Raw genomic sequence first — 16,128 nt, 5'->3', positions numbered from 1 at the left:
GGCCGTCTTTGCAGGTCGCTTCCAGCTGCCTATCTCAGCCTCGACCAAAGGAACCTCACCACAGTGCGCGATCATGACCTTCCGGCGCTTGAGCGCCGGAGCCGCGGCAAGAGCCGCTTCGACGACGACGAACAGCAGTTTCTGAAGCGCGGGCGGCCCACCGAGCCGCCCGCAGACCCGGACAGCGAACCTGACCCGGACACCGGCGAGCGCTGGTCGTCCTGGGACGACGCCGTGCACGGGCCACAACCGCACCCCGCCTGGCTGGTCACCGAGTTGGCCGCCAAGGACACCGAGCTGGGTGTGTTGAAGACCGGCAAGGAGGCGGACGTCCACCTGGTCCGTCGGGCCGTGCCGGACACCGACCGGTCCTGTTTGCTCGCGGTGAAACGCTACCGCGATCCCGAGCACCGGTTGTTCCACCGCGATGCCGGCTACCTGGAGGGCCGTCGGGTGCGCCGGTCCCGAGAGAACCGGGCGATGGCCAGCCGGACGGCGTTCGGCCGGCAGATGATCGCCGGGCAGTGGGCGGCAGCCGAGTTCGCCGCGCTGAGCCGGCTCTGGGAGATCGGCGCCGGCCACGACCGGATCGCCGTGCCGTACCCGGTGCAGTTGCGGGGCACTGAGCTGATGCTGGAGTTCGTCGGTGACGCCGAGTCGGGAGAGGCGGCACCCCGACTGGCCCAGTTGCGACCCGGCCCGACCGAGCTGCGTGACCTGTGGGCCCAACTGGTGGAGGCGCTGCGGGTGCTGGCGCGGGCCGGCTACGCGCATGGCGACCTGTCGCCGTACAACCTGCTCGTGCACCAGGGTCGACTGGTCGTGATCGACCTGCCGCAGGTGGTCGACGTGGTGGCGAACCCACAGGGGCCGGAGTTCCTGGCCCGCGATGTGCGGGTGGTCGGCGCCTGGTTCGCGGCCCGGGGTCTCCCCGCCGAGCTGGTGGACCCGGGCATGTTGACCGGAGAGCTGCTGCACGAGGCGGGCCTGCGCTGATCGGAGCGGGTCGGGCGGCCGCACCGCCCGACCCGCCACGTCGGCTATTGCAGGTAGCGCTCCACCTCGGGCTTGGGGCGTTCGCCCTGGGCGTCCGGGTCGCCGTGGGTCTCCCGGGCGGCCCGTCGGCGGCGCAGCAGGTCCCAGCACTGGTCGAGGGACTCCTCCAGGGCGCGCAGCCGCTCGCTGGCCTCGCCCTCGGTGCCCGACTCGTGGGCCTGGGCGTCGGCGCGCAGCTTGTGTTCCTCGTCGACCAGCTCGGAGATCCGGTTCAGGATGGTCTTGTCGTCCATGCCACAGAGCCTGGCACAGGGTGCCGGGCGTCGCCCGGATTCGGGGGGTACCGGTGCGTCCCGGATCACCGACCCGCATCGGTCGGCCCGCCGTCGCCCTGGCGGAGAGGTGGCAGCCCGGCCGGCGGGATGCGGCCAGCTTCCGCCCGTCGTGGTGGCGGGGTCGGCCACCCGGCGGGTGCGACTCCTGAATATCCATTCTGGATTTGCTCGACGTAGGACATCGATGATTGTGCGTTCGCTTAGATGGAAATTGCGCTGTCCGCAAGTCTGGAGGTGCCCCCCGTTTGGTGAGATGCTTCCGGCGGCCCATAAGGTGAAAGTTTCATCAACCTGACCGACCGAAGTAGACAGTCGCGGTCGTCGGGACGACGAGGAGACGTGGTTCGATGTCGCAGGTGTCCGAGACGCGTCCCGTCACCGTCAGCGCCGAGCCCCGGACGATCCCGTTACGACGCGTTCTCCCGGCACTGGCCCGCGATCCGCTGGGCGCACTCGTCGACTTCGCGCAGGACGCCGGCGGTGACGTCGTCCGGCTCAACCTCGGCTCGTTCCGCCCCTATCTGGTCAGCCACCCTGAGCACCTGCAACGCATTCTGCGGGACAACGTTGCCAACTACACCCGGGACGGCGACGGGTTGCTCTGGCGCCCCGTACGCCGAATAGTCGGCGACGCCATCCTGGTCGCCGAGGGTGAGATCTGGGAATCCAGCCGAGGCGCGCTGCAACCGTTGTTCACCGCCAAGCGGGCCGAGATGCTCGTCGACAGGATGGCCGAGGCGATCAACGAGGCGGTCGACGAGTGGCTCGAACCGGCCCGCGCCGGTCGCCCGATCGACGGCGGAGCCGAACTGACCCGGATCGTCCTGCGCACCACAATGCGGGTGCTCTTCGCCGACCGGATCTCGGTGCCCGACGCGCTGCGGATCAGCGCCGCACTGGACACCGTCACCACCGCGATGCTCCCCCGACTGCTGATGCCCGTCGTGCCGTACGCGGTACCGATGCCCGGCGACCGGCGCTTCCGCGAGGCGGTGCGCACCATCGACGAGGTGGTGCTGCCGATCATCCGGGAGGCCCGGGCCCATCCCACCGACGGCGAGGACATCATCTCCACGCTCTGCCGGCCGCGCGCCGACGGCAGCGAGCCCGACGAGTACGCGATCCGCGGCGACGTGGTCGCGATGTTCTCCACCGCCACCGAGACCACGATCGCCCTGCTCTCCTGGCTCTGGCCGGTGCTCGGGTCCCGGCCCGACGTGGCCGAGCGAATGACCGACGAGATCGAGCGGGTGGTCGGCGCCGAACGGGTCGGACGCGAGCACCTGCCCCAACTGCGCTACGGCCGGATGGTGCTCGACGAGATGCTGCGGCTCTACCCGGCCGGCTGGATGATCCCGCGCACCGCGGTCGGCGACGACGTGCTGGGCGGGGTGCGGGTCAAGGCCGGCGGCACCGTGCTGGTCAGCCCGTACGTGACCCAGCGGATGTCGACCTTCTGGACCGACCCGACACTCTTCGACCCGGAGCGGTTCGCGCCGGAGCTGCCCCGGCGGCGTTACCGCTACTCCTACTTCCCGTTCGGCGGGGGCCCGCACCAGTGCCTCGGTCAGTACCTGTTCCTGCTGGAGGCCCAGCTCATCGTCAGCACCGTGCTGAGCCGCTACCGCTTCCGGCTGCGCGAACCGGTCGATCTCACCCCCCGGATGGGCGCCTCGCTGCAACCCAAGCAACGAGCCGAACTCATCCTCACCCCGGTCGAGCGCCCGGCCGCATCGTGACGGGGACCCCGCGACCGGCGCGGGCCGGTCAGGACGCGGTCGCCGAGCAGGGCCGGGTGTGCGCACTCGCCGTACGGGGCGTACGCGACCTTCAGACCGTCACCGCCGCCCATCCCGAGCTGTTCGACGCCGCGCCGTTCGACCCGGCACTGCTCAGTTCGGTGGCCACGGCCATCGCCTTCACCGCGCCGTGGCACACCGCCGCCGAACTGCGGATCACCACCCGTACCCTGCTCTGGGTCTTCGCCGCCGACTGGCAGGTCGACTACCTCGCCCGGTCCGTGGACGACGTCCGGGAGGTCGTGAATGACTGCCTGGCGGTGGCCGACGGCGCCGCGCCGCCACCCGGGCGGCACCTGGCCCGACTGCTGGCCGACCTGCGCGACGAGCTGACCACAGTGCCGGCGTTCACCCGGCGGCGCCCGATCTGGCGTGACGAGCTGGCCCGGATGCTCGACGCCGTGGCGCGGGAGTGGGACTGGAAGAACCTGCCGACCGACCCCACCACCGGGCGGCGCCTGCCGGACCTGGACCGCTACCTGGACAACGCGGACAACCTGGCCTGCTCCTTCGTCAACGCCACCCACTGGATCGCGACCGGTGACGACCGGACACTTGCCCAGTTGACCGACCTGCTGGACGCCGGACGTGGCGTGCAGCGGGTGCTGCGGTTGGTCAACGACCTCGCCACACAGACACGTGACGCCGAGTGGGGTGACCTGAACGCCCTCTCGCTCGTCGACGACCCGGCGCAGGTGCACGACCGGCTGGCCGAGCTGACCGCGCGCTCCCGGGGAGACCTGGCCGCCCTCGCCGAGCGGTGCCCCCGTCAGGCGGACTACCTCAACCGGCAGATCTCCTTCACCGGCGGCTTCTACCAACTGTCGGACTTCTGGGGACTGCGCGATGAGTGACTGTGGCACCCGCTTCCTCGCCGACGCGGCGACGACGACCGAACCGGTTGCCGACGCCGCCCGCGAGCTGGTCGCCGGCCTCGGCCTGCGGCCGTGGGGGGAGGTCGCCGCGTCCGTGTACGAGACGGGGCGGCTGGTCGCCGTCGCCCCCTGGCTGACCGGGCACCACCAACGGATCGCGTTCCTGGTGCGCACCCAGCGCCCGGACGGGGCGTGGGGCCCACCCGAGGGGTACGCCCTGGTGCCGACGCTGAGCGCCACCGACGGGCTGCTCGCCGTGTTGTCCGACGGCAGGGCCGGGACGGAGCTGCTCGCCCCGGTGGCCCGTGGGCTCCGCGCGCTCGTCGAGACGCTGCTCCGCGCGGACGCCCGGACCCTGCCGGACACCCCCGCGCTGGACCTCATCGTTCCGGCGCTGGTCGACACGATCAATGGCCGGCTCGCCGGGCTGAAAGGAGCCGCCGCCGACCGACTGGACCGCGCGCCACTGCCGCTCCCGGCCGGGCTGAACCGGGACCGGCTGCGCGCGGTGCGGTCCGCGGTGGCCGCCGGAGCGGCGCTGCCGCCCAAGTTGGCCCACTTCTACGAGATCCTGGACGCGGCACCCCCCGACGCCGGCCCCACGCTCACCGCGGTCGGCGCTTCACCCGCCGCGACCGCGGCCTGGCTGAGCGTCGCCGGCCCGGCTGCCGGCCCCGCCGCGTACGCCTTCCTGCGGGCGTTGATCCGCGACGGAGGCGGCCCGGTGCCCTGCCCGGCACCGATCACCGTCTTCGAGCGCGCCTGGGTGCTGAGCGGTCTGCACCGGGCCGGGTTCACGGTCGACCCGCCGGACTCGGTCCTGGAGAGCCTGACCGCTGCCACCACCGGCCACGGCATCGCCACCGGCGACGGCCTGCCGACCGACGCCGACACCACGGCGGTCTCCCTCGACGCGTTGGCCCGACTCGGCCGTCCGGCGGACCCGGCCAGCCTGTGGGCGTACGAGACGGCTGACGGCTTCTGCACCTGGCCGGGGGAGGACGGTTTCTCGGTCACCACGAACGCCCACGTGCTGGACGCCTTCGGTCAGTACGTGAGCCGGTACCCGGATGCGGACGGTCGCTACCACCGGGCGGTCGACCGGCTGAGCGCGGTGCTGACCGGGCGTCAACGCGCGGACGGGGCCTGGCAGGACAGATGGCACGCCTCGCCGCTCTACGCCACCGCGTGCTGCGTGCTGGCACTTGCCGAGTTCGGGCGGGGCGCGGCTGCCGCCGAGGCGGTGGATCGGGCTGCCGCCTGGGTGCTGGACAGCCAGCGCGCGGACGGCTCGTGGGGGCGGTGGGACGGCACCGCCGAGGAGACCGCGTACGCCCTCCAGGTGCTGTTGACGGTGCCGACGACGGTGCCCCGGGTCGACGCGGCCGTGGCGCGCGGGCACGCCTACCTGCACGAATCCGCCGCGCGGCAGCACCCTCCACTGTGGTACGGCAAGGAGCTGTACTGTCCGACAGTCATCGTTCGCGCCACGGTGCTCGCCGCCTGCCGACTGGCCGGCATCCGTGCCTCCGGCGTGGACCGATCGGTGGTGGATTGCGGTTACCAGTCAACAAAAACAGCGACTTGAGGGGTTGTGTGGACACTGCTAGCGTACGCAGAGCCTCAGCCCGGATGCCCCGCTGTGGTGGGACGTCGCCCCCTCTGATCATTCGTTGATGAGCTGAGTCAACGCCCGGCCTGGGACGGTTCAATGCGTTCTCGCGGTACGAGTATCCGCACCAAGGTTGTCGCCCTGCTGCTCTCCCTGGTCGCGCTCTGGATGTTCGCGGCGTGGGTGACCCTGCGTGACGGCTTCAATCTCCTCGGTATCCAGCTGCTCAACAGCAAGATCTACACGCCCAGCGAGCCGCTGCTGCAGGAACTCCAGGTGGAGCGGCGGTTGACCCAGGCGTACCTGAGCAATCCCGAGGCCGCGCAGCGGACGGCCCTTGAGGCCGAACACCTCAAGACCACGCAGTTGGCCGGCGCCTTCGCCGACTCGGTGCGCCACTGGCAGGTCGACATGGCCGGCAGTTCCGCACTGGACAACCAGCTCCGTATGACGATCGCCCAGGTCGACACGTTGAAGCAGACCCGCGCCGAGGTGCTCGACCGCAAGATCGATCGGATCGCCGCCGCCGAGGCGTACACCGGCGCGATCGAATCGATCTTCCAGATCTACGACGTGACAGGCAGCCTGGACGACAAGCAGATCGCCAGCGAGGCCGCCGCCCTCATCCAGCTCAACCGGATGAAGGAGCTGGTCTCGCAGGAGGACGCACTGCTCAGCGGCCTCTTCGGCAACGGGCGGATGAGCGGTGCCGAGTACGCCCGCTACGTCGCGCTGGTCGGCGCGGAGCGGTTCGTCGGTGAGGAGACCCGGGTCCGGCTCGCCGACGCCGACCAGCGCCGCTACCAGCAGCTCGTCGAGGGTGAGGCGTTCACCCGACTGCGCGCCGTGCAGGACAGCATCATCCGCGAGGGCCGGCCGTCGACGCAGCTACCGGTCGGCGCCGAGCAGTGGCGCGGCACCGTGGAACCCGCGCTGGCCGAGATCAACGACGTCGTGATCGACGGCGGTGAGGGCGTCGTGGACCGGGCCACCGGCGTCGCCGTGATGGTCGTCGTCCGGCTGGTGCTCGCCACCGGTCTGGGCCTGCTCGCCGTCATCGCCTCCGTCGTCGTCTCCATCACCACCGCGCGGAACCTGCTGCGCCAGCTGGAGCGGCTGCGACAGGCCGCCTGGCAGCTCGCCGACGAGCGGCTCCCCCGGGTGGTGGACCGGCTCGGGCGCGGCGAGGAGGTCGACGTGGCCACCGAGGCGCCCCCGCTGGAGTTCGGCACCGACGAGATCGGTCAGGTCGGTAAGGCGTTCAACGCCGTTCAGGAGACCGCCCTGCGCACCGCCGTCGAGCAGGCCGACCTGCGTCGCAACGTCCGCGAGGTCTTCCTGAGCCTGGCCCGACGCACGCAGGCGCTCGTCCACCGTCAGCTCACCCTGCTCGACGCGATGGAACGCCGCGAGCACGACGCGGAGGAGCTGGAGGACCTGTTCCGGGTCGACCACCTCGCCACCCGGATGCGGCGCAACGCGGAAAACCTGATCGTGCTCTCCGGCTCCACCCCTGGTCGGGCCTGGCGGCGCAACGTCCCGATGGTCGACGTGGTGCGCGGCGCCGTGGCCGAGGTGGAGGACTACACCCGGGTCAACGTGCTGCCGCTCGGTCCTGTCTCGCTCGCCGGCCGCGCGGTCGGCGACGTCATCCACCTGCTCGCCGAGCTGATCGAGAACGGCCTGTCGTTCTCCCCGCCCCACACGACGGTCGAGGTCCGCGGCCAACTGGTCTCCAACGGCTTCGCCATCGAGATCGAGGACCGTGGCCTCGGCATGAGCGAGGAGGACCTGGCCGCGGCGAACCACCGCATCGTCGACCAGTCCGAGCTGAACCTCGCCAACGCCGCCCGCCTCGGGCTCTACGTGGTGAGCCGGCTGACCGAACGGCACGGCGTGCGGGTACGGCTCAAGGAGTCCGCGTACGGCGGCACCACCGCTGTCGTGCTGATCCCGCTGGAGCTGGTCACCGAGGCCGACGCCTCCCCGGAGGACTCCGGCTCGTTCCGGACCGGCTCGGCCATCCCGATGCCGCCGGCACCCGCCACGGACACCGGCCGTACGACCCCCCTCGCACCGGTCGCGCTCGCCGCACCGACGACCACCACGTCGGAGGTGGCGGTGACCTCGGCGGCGCCGAATCCAGCCGACACCACCGCGCCGACGACGGACGGGGAGGCCGAGGCGGACACCGTTCTCCCCACCCGGCAGCGGACCACCCCGGCAACCAGCGCTCCCGACCTGCCCACCCGCGCCCGGCGCGGGCCCGCTCAGCCGGCCTTGGAAGCCCCGACAGTGCCCACCGGGCTGCCCGCTGTCGACACCACCCGCCCGGAGCCCTCCGGCGAAGAGGCGGCCCCGGCCGGCGACGGTGGGCCGGCGCCCGCCAGCGCCGATGCGGAGCGGACCGACTCCGGCCTGCCCGTCCGGGTCCGACAGGCGAACATCGTTCCCGAGTTGCGAGACGACCCGGCGGTGTCCGAAACCGACGACGAGGATGTGGTGCGCCCACCGGAGCAGGTTCGCCGGATGATGAGCTCCTACCAGACCGGCACCCGGCGTGGGCGGACCGACGCGGCGCGGCTGCTCGGCGGCGCCTCCGGCGCACCGGTGACAACAACGCCGTCCGAGCCGGCCGACGAGGATCCACAAGCGACCTGACCGAGCACCGACGACGCGCGGTGTGACGGTCGAGCCCCAGACGAACAACGGCACACAGCCGGGCGAGAAGAGGACGACGAAGTGACCCAGAAGACGGCTTCGAGCGCCGACCTGACGTGGTTGCTGGATGACCTGGTGGGCCGGGTGAAGCAGGCCGAACACGCGGTCGCGCTCTCCACCGACGGCCTCCTGATGGCCTCCTCGCAGGGGTTGAGCCGGGACGACGGTGAGCACCTCGCTGCGATGGCGGCCGGCATCCAGAGCCTCGCGCGGGGCGCCGGCAAGCGTTTCGGTGGCGGGCAGGTGCAACAGACCATCATCGAGATGCAGTCGTCGTTCCTGTTCGTCACCGCGGCGGGCCGCAACGCCTGCCTGGCGGTACTGGCCAGCGAGGACGCCGACGTCGGCCTGATCGCCTACGAGATGGCGATGCTGGTCACCCGGGTCGGCAAGTACGTCGCATCACCGTCGCGCGGCACTGATCAGCAGGTCGGCGAGAGGTAGCGGCGATGACGGTCCAGGGGGAGTCCGCAGACCATCAGTGGGTGGATGACCACGCCGGTCCGGTGGTGCGTCCGTACGCGGTGACGCGTGGTCGGGCCCGCCCGGTCACCGGCACATTCGACCTGATCTCCCTGGTCACGGCGACCCGAGCCGAGGTCACGCCCGAGGTCGGTCTCGGTCCCGAGCACTTGGCGATCGTCGGGCTGTGCCAACGCATACAGTCCGTCGCCGAGATCGCCGCCCATCTCGACCTGCCGGTGGGCACCATCAGGGTGCTCCTCGGTGATCTGGCGGCCCGCAGCCTGGTGCAGGTCCGCGAGCCACAGACCACGGCCGGTCTTCCCGACAACAGCATCTTCGAGGCGGTAATCAATGGACTACGGGCACTCTGACCGGCCGGCGGGAGCGACGCCACTGCCCACCGCGATCAAGATCCTGGTCGCGGGCGGCTTCGGCGTGGGCAAGACGACGATGGTCGGCGCGGTCAGCGAAACCCGGCCGTTGCGCACCGAGGAGGTGCTGACGGAGTCGGGGGTCGGCATCGACGACCTGTCCGGGGTGGAGAGCAAGACCACCACCACCGTGGCCATGGACTTCGGCCGGATCACCATCAGCGACGACCTGGTGCTGTACCTGTTCGGTACGCCGGGGCAGGACCGGTTCTGGTTCGTCTGGGACGAGTTGGCGTTGGGGGCGATCGGCGCGGTGGTGCTGGCCGACACCCGCCGGCTCGCCGACTGCTTTCCCTCGATCGACTACTTCGAGGGTCGGGGCACGCCCTTCGTGGTGGCGGTGAACTGCTTCCAGGACGCCCGGAAGTACCGGCTCGACGAGGTGCAGGCCGCGCTGAACCTGGACCCGGGTGTGCCGGTGCTGCTCTGCGACGCCCGGCAGCGTGAGTCCAGCAAGGAGGTGCTCGTCACGCTGATGGAGCACGCCATGAAGACCCGCGAGGCCCGCCGCCGCGCCGCCAGCGGAGACTGACCGGAATTTTTCGGGGGAGGGTGTCCGGAACGCTCCCGGCCGATCGTCATGCTGGCGACACCCCGAGAAACCAAGGGAGCGATCAGATGAAGTACATGATGTTCGTTTGCAGCGACACCGAGCCGGACACCGACCCCACCGAGCTTCCCGACATCGACAAGTGGGTGGCGGAGAACGACTCTCGTGGCCGCCGCCTGACCGGCAACGTACTGGGGCCGACCAGCGCGGCCACCACCGTCCGCGTTCGCGACGGCGAGCTGCTCGTCTCCGAGGGGCCGTTCGCGGAGACCGCCGAGGTGATCGTGGGCTTCGACCTGCTCGACTGCGCCGACCTGGACGAGGCGATCGAGGTGGCCCGCACCCACCCGATGGCCCGTGAGGGGCGACTGGAACTGCGTCCGTTCGCGGACCTGTCCGACTGACGAGGTTGTCCACCCCGCCGCGCCGGCCGGTGCGCAACCCGGCACCGTCCGACGCGGCGGCGGCGGAGGCCGTCGCGGTCGCCGGCGTCGAGGCGTACCCCCGGATCGTCGCGACCCTCATCCGTGTCACCGGGGACTGGGCGTTGGCCGAGGACTGCGCCCAGGAGTCGTTGACCGTCGCGCTGGAACGTTGGCCCACCGACGGTGTGCCGGCCAACCCGGGCGGCTGGCTCATGACCGTGGCGCGCAACCGGGCGATCGACGTGCTACGCCGGGCCACAGTGGAGCGGCGCAAGCTGCACGACCTGGCGTTGCTCACGCCCGACGACGCGCAGCCCGAGCCCGAGGTGGGGCAGGACGTGGTGGACGACCGGTTGCGTCTCATCTTCACCTGCTGCCATCCGGCGCTCGCGATCGAGGCCCGGGTGGCGTTGACGCTGCGAACGGTCTGCGGCGTGCCCACCGCTGACATCGCCCGCCTGCTGCTGGTCAGCGAGTCGACGATGACCCGCCGGTTGACCCGGGCGCGCACCCGCATCGCCCAGGCCGGCATCCCGTACCGGGTGCCGAGCGGGCCGGCGCTGACCGAGCGGCTGCCCGGCGTCCTCGCCGTGCTGTACCTCCTGTTCACCAGGGGCTACGTCGCCGACGGCGAACCGGCCTTCGCCGACGAGGCGGTCCGGCTGGCCCGGCTGCTCGACCGGCTGATGCCACACCAGTCCGAGGTCGCCGCGCTGCTGGCGCTGCTGCTGTTCCAACACTCCCGTCGGGACGCCCGCCGCGACGCCGCCGGCAACCTGCTCACCCTGCAACGGCAGGACCGCGACAGTTGGGACCGCGCCGCCATCGCCGAGGGCCTGACCGCCCTCGATCGGGTACGCCACGACGGGCCGTACGCGTGGCAGGCCCGGATCGCCGCCTGCCACGCCACCGCCGCCTCGGCCGACGAGACCGACTGGCCGACGATCGCGCGGGCCTACGACGCGCTCGCCGACCTGCGCCCCTCGCCGGTGATCGCGCTCAACCGTGCGGTAGCGCACGGCTACGCGTACGGGCCGGCCGCCGGGTTGGTCCTGCTCGACGCGGCCCGCGCCCGGGGCGGGCTGGACGACCATCCGCTCGCCGTGGCGGTGCAGGCGGATCTGGTGGCCCGGCAGGGCGACCGGAGACGCGCGGCAGGACTGTTCCGGGAGGCGGCGGCAGCGGTGGGCTCGACCGCCGAGCGCCGTGCGCTGCTCGACCGGGCCGATGAACTCGGCCGGTAGGGCAACGGGGGTCAGCCGCGCTTGGCCAACACCACTTGCCCAGCAAAGCCTCATTCGGACAGCCCGAAGCAGCGAGCAATCTCGTCGTTGACCTCGTCGGAATCCCAGTTGCCGGTGAGGTCCAGCGCACCGCGCAGAGACCCGCGACTGATGCGTGTTGTCCGAGGTGGAGCAACGACCTCGGCAGCCGGACTCCCAGCGTGGCCGATGTCAGTCTCCTTGCTGTGCTCGGCCACCCTGACACCTCCGTGGAGAGGTTAGACCGTGGCGGGCCCGTACAGGGGGAGCGACTCGGAAACGACGCAGGCTCCCTCCCGCCGAGGGCGGGAGGGAGCCTGCTGACGTCGGTACGTCAGTTGGCGATCATGCGGCGCAGCACGTACTGCAGGATGCCGCCGTGCCGGTAGTAGTCCGCCTCACCGGGGGTGTCGATCCGCACCACGGCGTCGAACTCCACGCCGGTGTCGGTGCTGACCTGCACGGTGCGCGGGGTGTCACCGTCGTTCAGGGCGGTCACCCCGGTGATGGTGAACGTCTCGGTGCCGGTCAGGCCGAGCGACTCGGCGGTGACGTCCACCGGGAACTGGAGCGGCAGCACGCCCATCCCGATCAGGTTGGAGCGGTGGATCCGCTCGTACGACTCGGCAATGACCGCCCGGACGCCCAGCAGCATCGTGCCCTTGGCCGCCCAGTCCCGCGACGAGCCCGAGCCGTACTCCTTACCGGCCAGGATGACCAGCGGGATGCCGGCCTCCTGGTAGGCCATTGAGGCGTCGTAGATCGAGGTCTGCTCGCCGGTGAGGTGGTTGACGGTGAAGCCGCCCTCCACCCCGGGCACCAGCTGGTTGCGCAGCCGGATGTTGGCGAAGGTGCCCCGGATCATCACCTCGTGGTTGCCCCGGCGGGAACCGTACGAGTTGAACTCGTGGCGCGGCACACCGTGCTCGGCCAGGTACGTGCCAGCCGGGGAGTCCGCCTTGATCGCGCCGGCCGGCGAGATGTGGTCGGTGGTCACCGAGTCACCCAGCTTGGCCAGCACCCGTGCGGCGGAGATGTCGACGACCGGGCTCGGCTCCTGCTGCATGCCCTCGAAGTACGGGGGCTTACGCACGTAGGTGGAGTCGTTCTCCCAGGCGAAGGTGTCGCCGGTCGGGGTCGGCAGCGACTGCCACCGCTCGTCGCCGGCGAAGACATCGGCGTACGCGGCGCTGAAACCGGTGGCGCCGATCGCCTGGGCGATGACGTCCTGGATCTCGGCGCTGTTCGGCCAGATCTCGCGCAGGTAGACCGGGTTGCCCTCGGAGTCCTCACCGATCGGCTCGTTGGCCAGGTCGATGTCCATGGTGCCGGCCAGGGCGTAGGCGACCACCAGCGGCGGCGACGCCAGGTAGTTCATCTTGACGTCCGGGTTGATCCGGCCCTCGAAGTTCCGGTTGCCCGAGAGCACCGAGACGACCGACAGGTCGTGCTCGTTGACCGCGGCGGACACCTCCTCGGGCAGCGGGCCCGAGTTGCCGATGCACGTGGTGCAGCCGTAGCCGACCAGGTTGAAACCGAGCTTGTCCAGGTACGGGGTGAGGCCGGCGCGCTCGTAGTAGTCCATGACGACCTTCGACCCGGGCGCCAGGGTGGTCTTCACCCACGGCTTGCGGGACAGGCCCTTCTCCACCGCGTTGCGGGCCAGCAGCGCGGCACCGATCATCACCTGCGGGTTGGACGTGTTGGTGCAGGAGGTGATCGCGGCGATCACCACTGCGCCGTGGTCCAGCTCGTACTCCACGCCGTCGCTGCCCGTGACCCGGACCGGGTTGCTGGCCCGGCCGCCCGCGCCAACCGCCGCGGTCTCCAGGTCACGCGGCTCGTCGGCCGGGTCGCTGAACTCGTTGGCCGGCGGGTCGCTGGCCGGGAAGGACTCGGCGCTGGCCTCGTCGGCCGGACCGTTGGCGCCGCGCGGCAGCTCCTCGCGGGGGACACCCGGCTTGAGGTCGCGCTCACCGACGGAGTCGTCGGCAACGTAGTCGGTCAACGCGGAGCGGAACAGCGTCTTGGCGCTGCCCAGCGGCACCCGGTCCTGCGGGCGCTTCGGGCCGGCGAGCGACGGCTCGATGGTGCCGAGATCCAGCTCCAGGCGCTCGGAGTAGTCCGGCTCGGCGTCCGGGTCGTGCCAGAGACCCTGCTCCTTGGCGTACGCCTCGACGAGCGCGACCTGCGCGGCGTTCCGGCCGGTCAGCTCCAGGTAGCGGATCGTCTCCGCGTCGATCGGGAAGATCGCCACGGTGGAGCCGTACTCCGGGGACATGTTGCCGATGGTGGCCCGGTTGGCCAGCGGCACCGCGCTCACGCCGGGGCCGTAGAACTCGACGAACTTCCCGACGACACCGTGCTTGCGCAGCATCTCGGTGATGGTCAGCACCAGGTCGGTGGCGGTGGTGCCGGCCGGCATCTCACCGGAGAGCTTGAAACCCACCACCCGGGGGATCAGCATGCTGACCGGCTGGCCGAGCATCGCGGCCTCGGCCTCGATGCCGCCGACGCCCCAGCCCAGCACGCCCAGGCCGTTGACCATCGTGGTGTGCGAGTCGGTGCCGACCACAGTGTCCGGGTACGCCTGGCCGTTGCGCTCCATGATGGTGCGGGCCAGGTACTCGATGTTGACCTGGTGCACGATGCCGGTGCCCGGCGGGACGACCTTGAACTCGTTGAACGCGGTCTGACCCCAGCGCAGGAACTGGTAGCGCTCCTTGTTGCGCTCGTACTCCAGCTCGACGTTGCGGGCGAACGCGTCCTCGCGGCCGAACAGGTCGGCGATGACCGAGTGGTCGATGACCAGCTCGGCCGGGGCGAGGGGGTTGACCTTGGTGGCGTCGCCGCCCAGGTCACGTACTGCCTCGCGCATGGTGGCCAGGTCGACCACGCAGGGCACGCCGGTGAAGTCCTGCATCAGGACCCGCGCCGGGGTGAACTGGATCTCCACGCTCGGGGCGGCGGTGGAGTCCCACCCGCCGAGCTGGCGGATGTGGTCGGCGGTGATGTTCGCGCCGTCCTCGGTCCGCAGCAGGTTCTCCAGCAGGATCTTCAGGCTGTACGGCAACCGTGCGTGGCCGTCCACCTTGTCGATCTTGAAAATCTCGTAGCTCGCGTCTCCGACGCGTAGCTGGGTCTTCGCACCGAAGGTGTCGAGGCTCGCCACGTCGTACTCCTTCACACCAGCGACCGTGAGTAGTCCTGAGCAGTCTGTCGCACCGGCCGGGGTGCCGCCGAGGTTAGGTGACACTTACCGCCCGATTCCGCTTCCAACAAAACCGTACGTCCGTCTTGCTATATGTGCAAGCGAGTGCCAGGGTTCGAGACAGGAGGTGCCGCAATGATCCACCACGTACTGCTGGCCTGTCCGCGCGGCACCGAGGAGGTCTCGCGCGCCTTCTACGCTGGCCTGCTCGGCCTGGTCGAGAAACCCAAACCCCCGGCCCTCGCCGCCCGCGGCGGTTGCTGGTTCATCGGGTACGACGCCGAACTGCACCTGGGCGTCGAAGACGACTTCCGCCCCGCCCGCAAGGCCCACCCTGCCCTGCTCCGCCCCGACCTCGACATGCTTGCCGGCCGGCTGCTCGACGCCGGGTACGACGTCGTCTGGGGCGACGACGAACTGCCCGGGATGCGCCGCTTCCATACTCACGACCCGCACGGCAACCGGCTGGAGTTCGTCGCCCCGCTCGTCGGCTGACGCCAGCCCTCGACCCCCGCGGTTAAGGGTTGGATGGAGGCTGGGCGGTGTCCGCGAGCACGCCGGTTCACCAGGTCCCAGGGTAGGGTCGGAGGCCGGATCGGAAGGGGTGCCGAGTGGTCGACGTCCAGCACTGGCTCTCGGCCCTGCCTCCGGGCGTGGTCTACCTCATCGTCGCCGGCGTGATCGGCGTCGAGAGCATGGGTGTCCCGCTGCCCGGAGAGATCGTGCTCGTCAGCTCCGCCCTGCTCGCCGCCACCGGAGTGGTGGAGCCGGAGTGGGTGGCCAGCGCCGCGGCGTTCGGCGCCATCGTCGGCGACTCCGTCGGGTACGCCGTCGGCCGACGCGGCGGTCGCCCTCTCCTCGCTCGACTGGGCAGACGGTTCCCCAAACACCTGGGCCCGGCGCAACTCGCCCGTGCCGAACAGAGCTTCGCGCGGCACGGCGTCTGGGCGGTCTTCTTCGGTCGGTTCGTGGCACTGCTACGGATCCTCGCCGGGCCGCTCGCCGGTGCGCTGCACGTGCCGTACCGCCGCTTCCTCCTGGCGAACGCGGCCGGCGGCCTGGTCTGGGCCTTCGGCACGACGTACCTGCTCTACTCGGTCGGCAAGGCCGCCGAACACTGGCTGAAGGACATCTCCTGGGCCGGATTGGTCCTCGCGGTGCTCGCCGGGCTCGGCAGCACCTGGTGGCTGCGCCGCCGTGCCCACCGCGTCACGTCGACCGACAGCGCGCCCGGCGTGGAGGTGGCCTCCGACGGTCAGTCGGCTGCGGTGGCCTCTGACGTCGATCCGGTCCGCGCGGGCAACGAGCACTGATCTTTGACTGGTCATGCCGAAGGGCCGGACCCTCGTGGGGTCCGGCCCTTCGGTCTTGTGGTGTGGGTCAGCTGGTGGCGTAGCCGCGGGTGGCGATCCAGTCGGCGAGGTGTTCGACGCTGATCTGGTAGGC

General features: G+C 71.0%; 15 protein-coding genes. 12 read left to right on the top strand and 3 right to left on the bottom strand.

The genetic code is table 11. From position 1 onward, the window contains the following. Positions 1-63 precede the first annotated feature (63 nt). Complete coding sequence (locus ACLQ3F_RS31200; protein ID WP_425853258.1) at positions 64-996, top strand: serine protein kinase RIO; 933 nt, start codon at positions 64-66, stop codon at positions 994-996. 44 nt (positions 997-1,040) lie between these two features. Here ACLQ3F_RS31200 and ACLQ3F_RS31195 read toward each other — a convergent pair whose 3' ends face one another. Next, positions 1,041-1,289 carry a DUF2630 family protein gene (locus tag ACLQ3F_RS31195; protein ID WP_091403743.1) on the bottom strand — a complete coding sequence of 83 codons (249 nt, stop codon included), beginning with the start codon at positions 1,287-1,289 and terminating at the stop codon, positions 1,041-1,043. 443 nt (positions 1,290-1,732) lie between these two features. Between ACLQ3F_RS31195 and ACLQ3F_RS31190 the strand changes: the two genes are divergently transcribed. The 9 genes from ACLQ3F_RS31190 (at position 1,733) to ACLQ3F_RS31150 (ending at position 11,453) form a co-directional block, all read left to right on the top strand. After that, positions 1,733-3,070 (top strand): cytochrome P450, encoded by a 1,338-nt coding sequence (locus ACLQ3F_RS31190; protein WP_357204182.1) that lies wholly within the window; start codon positions 1,733-1,735, stop codon positions 3,068-3,070. Then, complete coding sequence (locus ACLQ3F_RS31185) at positions 3,067-3,984, top strand: terpene synthase family protein (protein ID WP_357204175.1); 918 nt, start codon at positions 3,067-3,069, stop codon at positions 3,982-3,984. Before ACLQ3F_RS31190 ends, ACLQ3F_RS31185 begins: the two co-directional genes overlap by 4 nt. Further along, positions 3,977-5,593, top strand: coding sequence for a prenyltransferase (locus tag ACLQ3F_RS31180; protein WP_425853256.1), 1,617 nt, complete (start codon positions 3,977-3,979; stop codon positions 5,591-5,593). Before ACLQ3F_RS31185 ends, ACLQ3F_RS31180 begins: the two co-directional genes overlap by 8 nt. Before the next feature lie 123 nt (positions 5,594-5,716). After that, on the top strand, positions 5,717-8,278 hold the full coding sequence (locus tag ACLQ3F_RS31175) for a nitrate- and nitrite sensing domain-containing protein (protein WP_425853254.1): 2,562 nt from the start codon (positions 5,717-5,719) through the stop codon (positions 8,276-8,278). 81 nt (positions 8,279-8,359) lie between these two features. Continuing rightward, entirely contained in the window at positions 8,360-8,782 is a 423-nt protein-coding gene (locus tag ACLQ3F_RS31170; RefSeq protein ID WP_091403761.1) for a roadblock/LC7 domain-containing protein, read from the top strand. A gap of 5 nt (positions 8,783-8,787) precedes the next feature. Then, entirely contained in the window at positions 8,788-9,174 is a 387-nt protein-coding gene (locus tag ACLQ3F_RS31165) for a DUF742 domain-containing protein (protein WP_030337267.1), read from the top strand. Further along, a complete protein-coding gene (locus ACLQ3F_RS31160; protein ID WP_355009975.1) occupies positions 9,155-9,766 on the top strand; it encodes a GTP-binding protein in 612 nt (203 codons plus the stop codon). The genes ACLQ3F_RS31165 and ACLQ3F_RS31160 overlap by 20 nt, the downstream gene beginning before the upstream one ends. A gap of 86 nt (positions 9,767-9,852) precedes the next feature. Beyond that, on the top strand, positions 9,853-10,188 hold the full coding sequence (locus tag ACLQ3F_RS31155) for a YciI family protein (RefSeq protein ID WP_387354257.1): 336 nt from the start codon (positions 9,853-9,855) through the stop codon (positions 10,186-10,188). Between the two features lie 5 nt (positions 10,189-10,193). Then, positions 10,194-11,453, top strand: a complete 1,260-nt coding sequence (locus ACLQ3F_RS31150) for an RNA polymerase sigma factor (RefSeq protein WP_425853251.1) — start codon at positions 10,194-10,196, stop codon at positions 11,451-11,453. 50 nt (positions 11,454-11,503) lie between these two features. Here the strand turns inward: ACLQ3F_RS31150 and ACLQ3F_RS31145 are convergent, their stop codons facing one another. Together ACLQ3F_RS31145 and ACLQ3F_RS31140 are read right to left on the bottom strand one after the other, a co-directional pair. Further along, the gene (locus ACLQ3F_RS31145; RefSeq protein WP_425853249.1) at positions 11,504-11,689 is read right to left on the bottom strand and encodes a prevent-host-death protein; all 186 of its coding nucleotides are present in this window, start codon (positions 11,687-11,689) and stop codon (positions 11,504-11,506) included. A 116-nt stretch (positions 11,690-11,805) separates the two neighbouring features. Next, positions 11,806-14,658: an aconitate hydratase gene (locus ACLQ3F_RS31140; protein ID WP_425853246.1), complete on the bottom strand. Its 2,853-nt coding sequence runs from the start codon at positions 14,656-14,658 to the stop codon at positions 11,806-11,808. A 159-nt stretch (positions 14,659-14,817) separates the two neighbouring features. Here ACLQ3F_RS31140 and ACLQ3F_RS31135 point away from each other — a divergent pair, with 159 nt between their 5' ends. Both ACLQ3F_RS31135 and ACLQ3F_RS31130 read left to right on the top strand, forming a co-directional pair. Beyond that, positions 14,818-15,177, top strand: coding sequence for a glyoxalase (locus ACLQ3F_RS31135; protein WP_425853245.1), 360 nt, complete (start codon positions 14,818-14,820; stop codon positions 15,175-15,177). 116 nt (positions 15,178-15,293) lie between these two features. Then, complete coding sequence (locus ACLQ3F_RS31130) at positions 15,294-15,995, top strand: DedA family protein (RefSeq protein ID WP_357260535.1); 702 nt, start codon at positions 15,294-15,296, stop codon at positions 15,993-15,995. Positions 15,996-16,128: the final 133 nt, after the last annotated feature.

Source organism: Micromonospora sp. DT15 (assembly GCF_049841475.1).
Classification (GTDB): domain Bacteria; phylum Actinomycetota; class Actinomycetes; order Mycobacteriales; family Micromonosporaceae; genus Micromonospora.
This window is presented reverse-complemented; position numbering and strand designations above follow the sequence as displayed.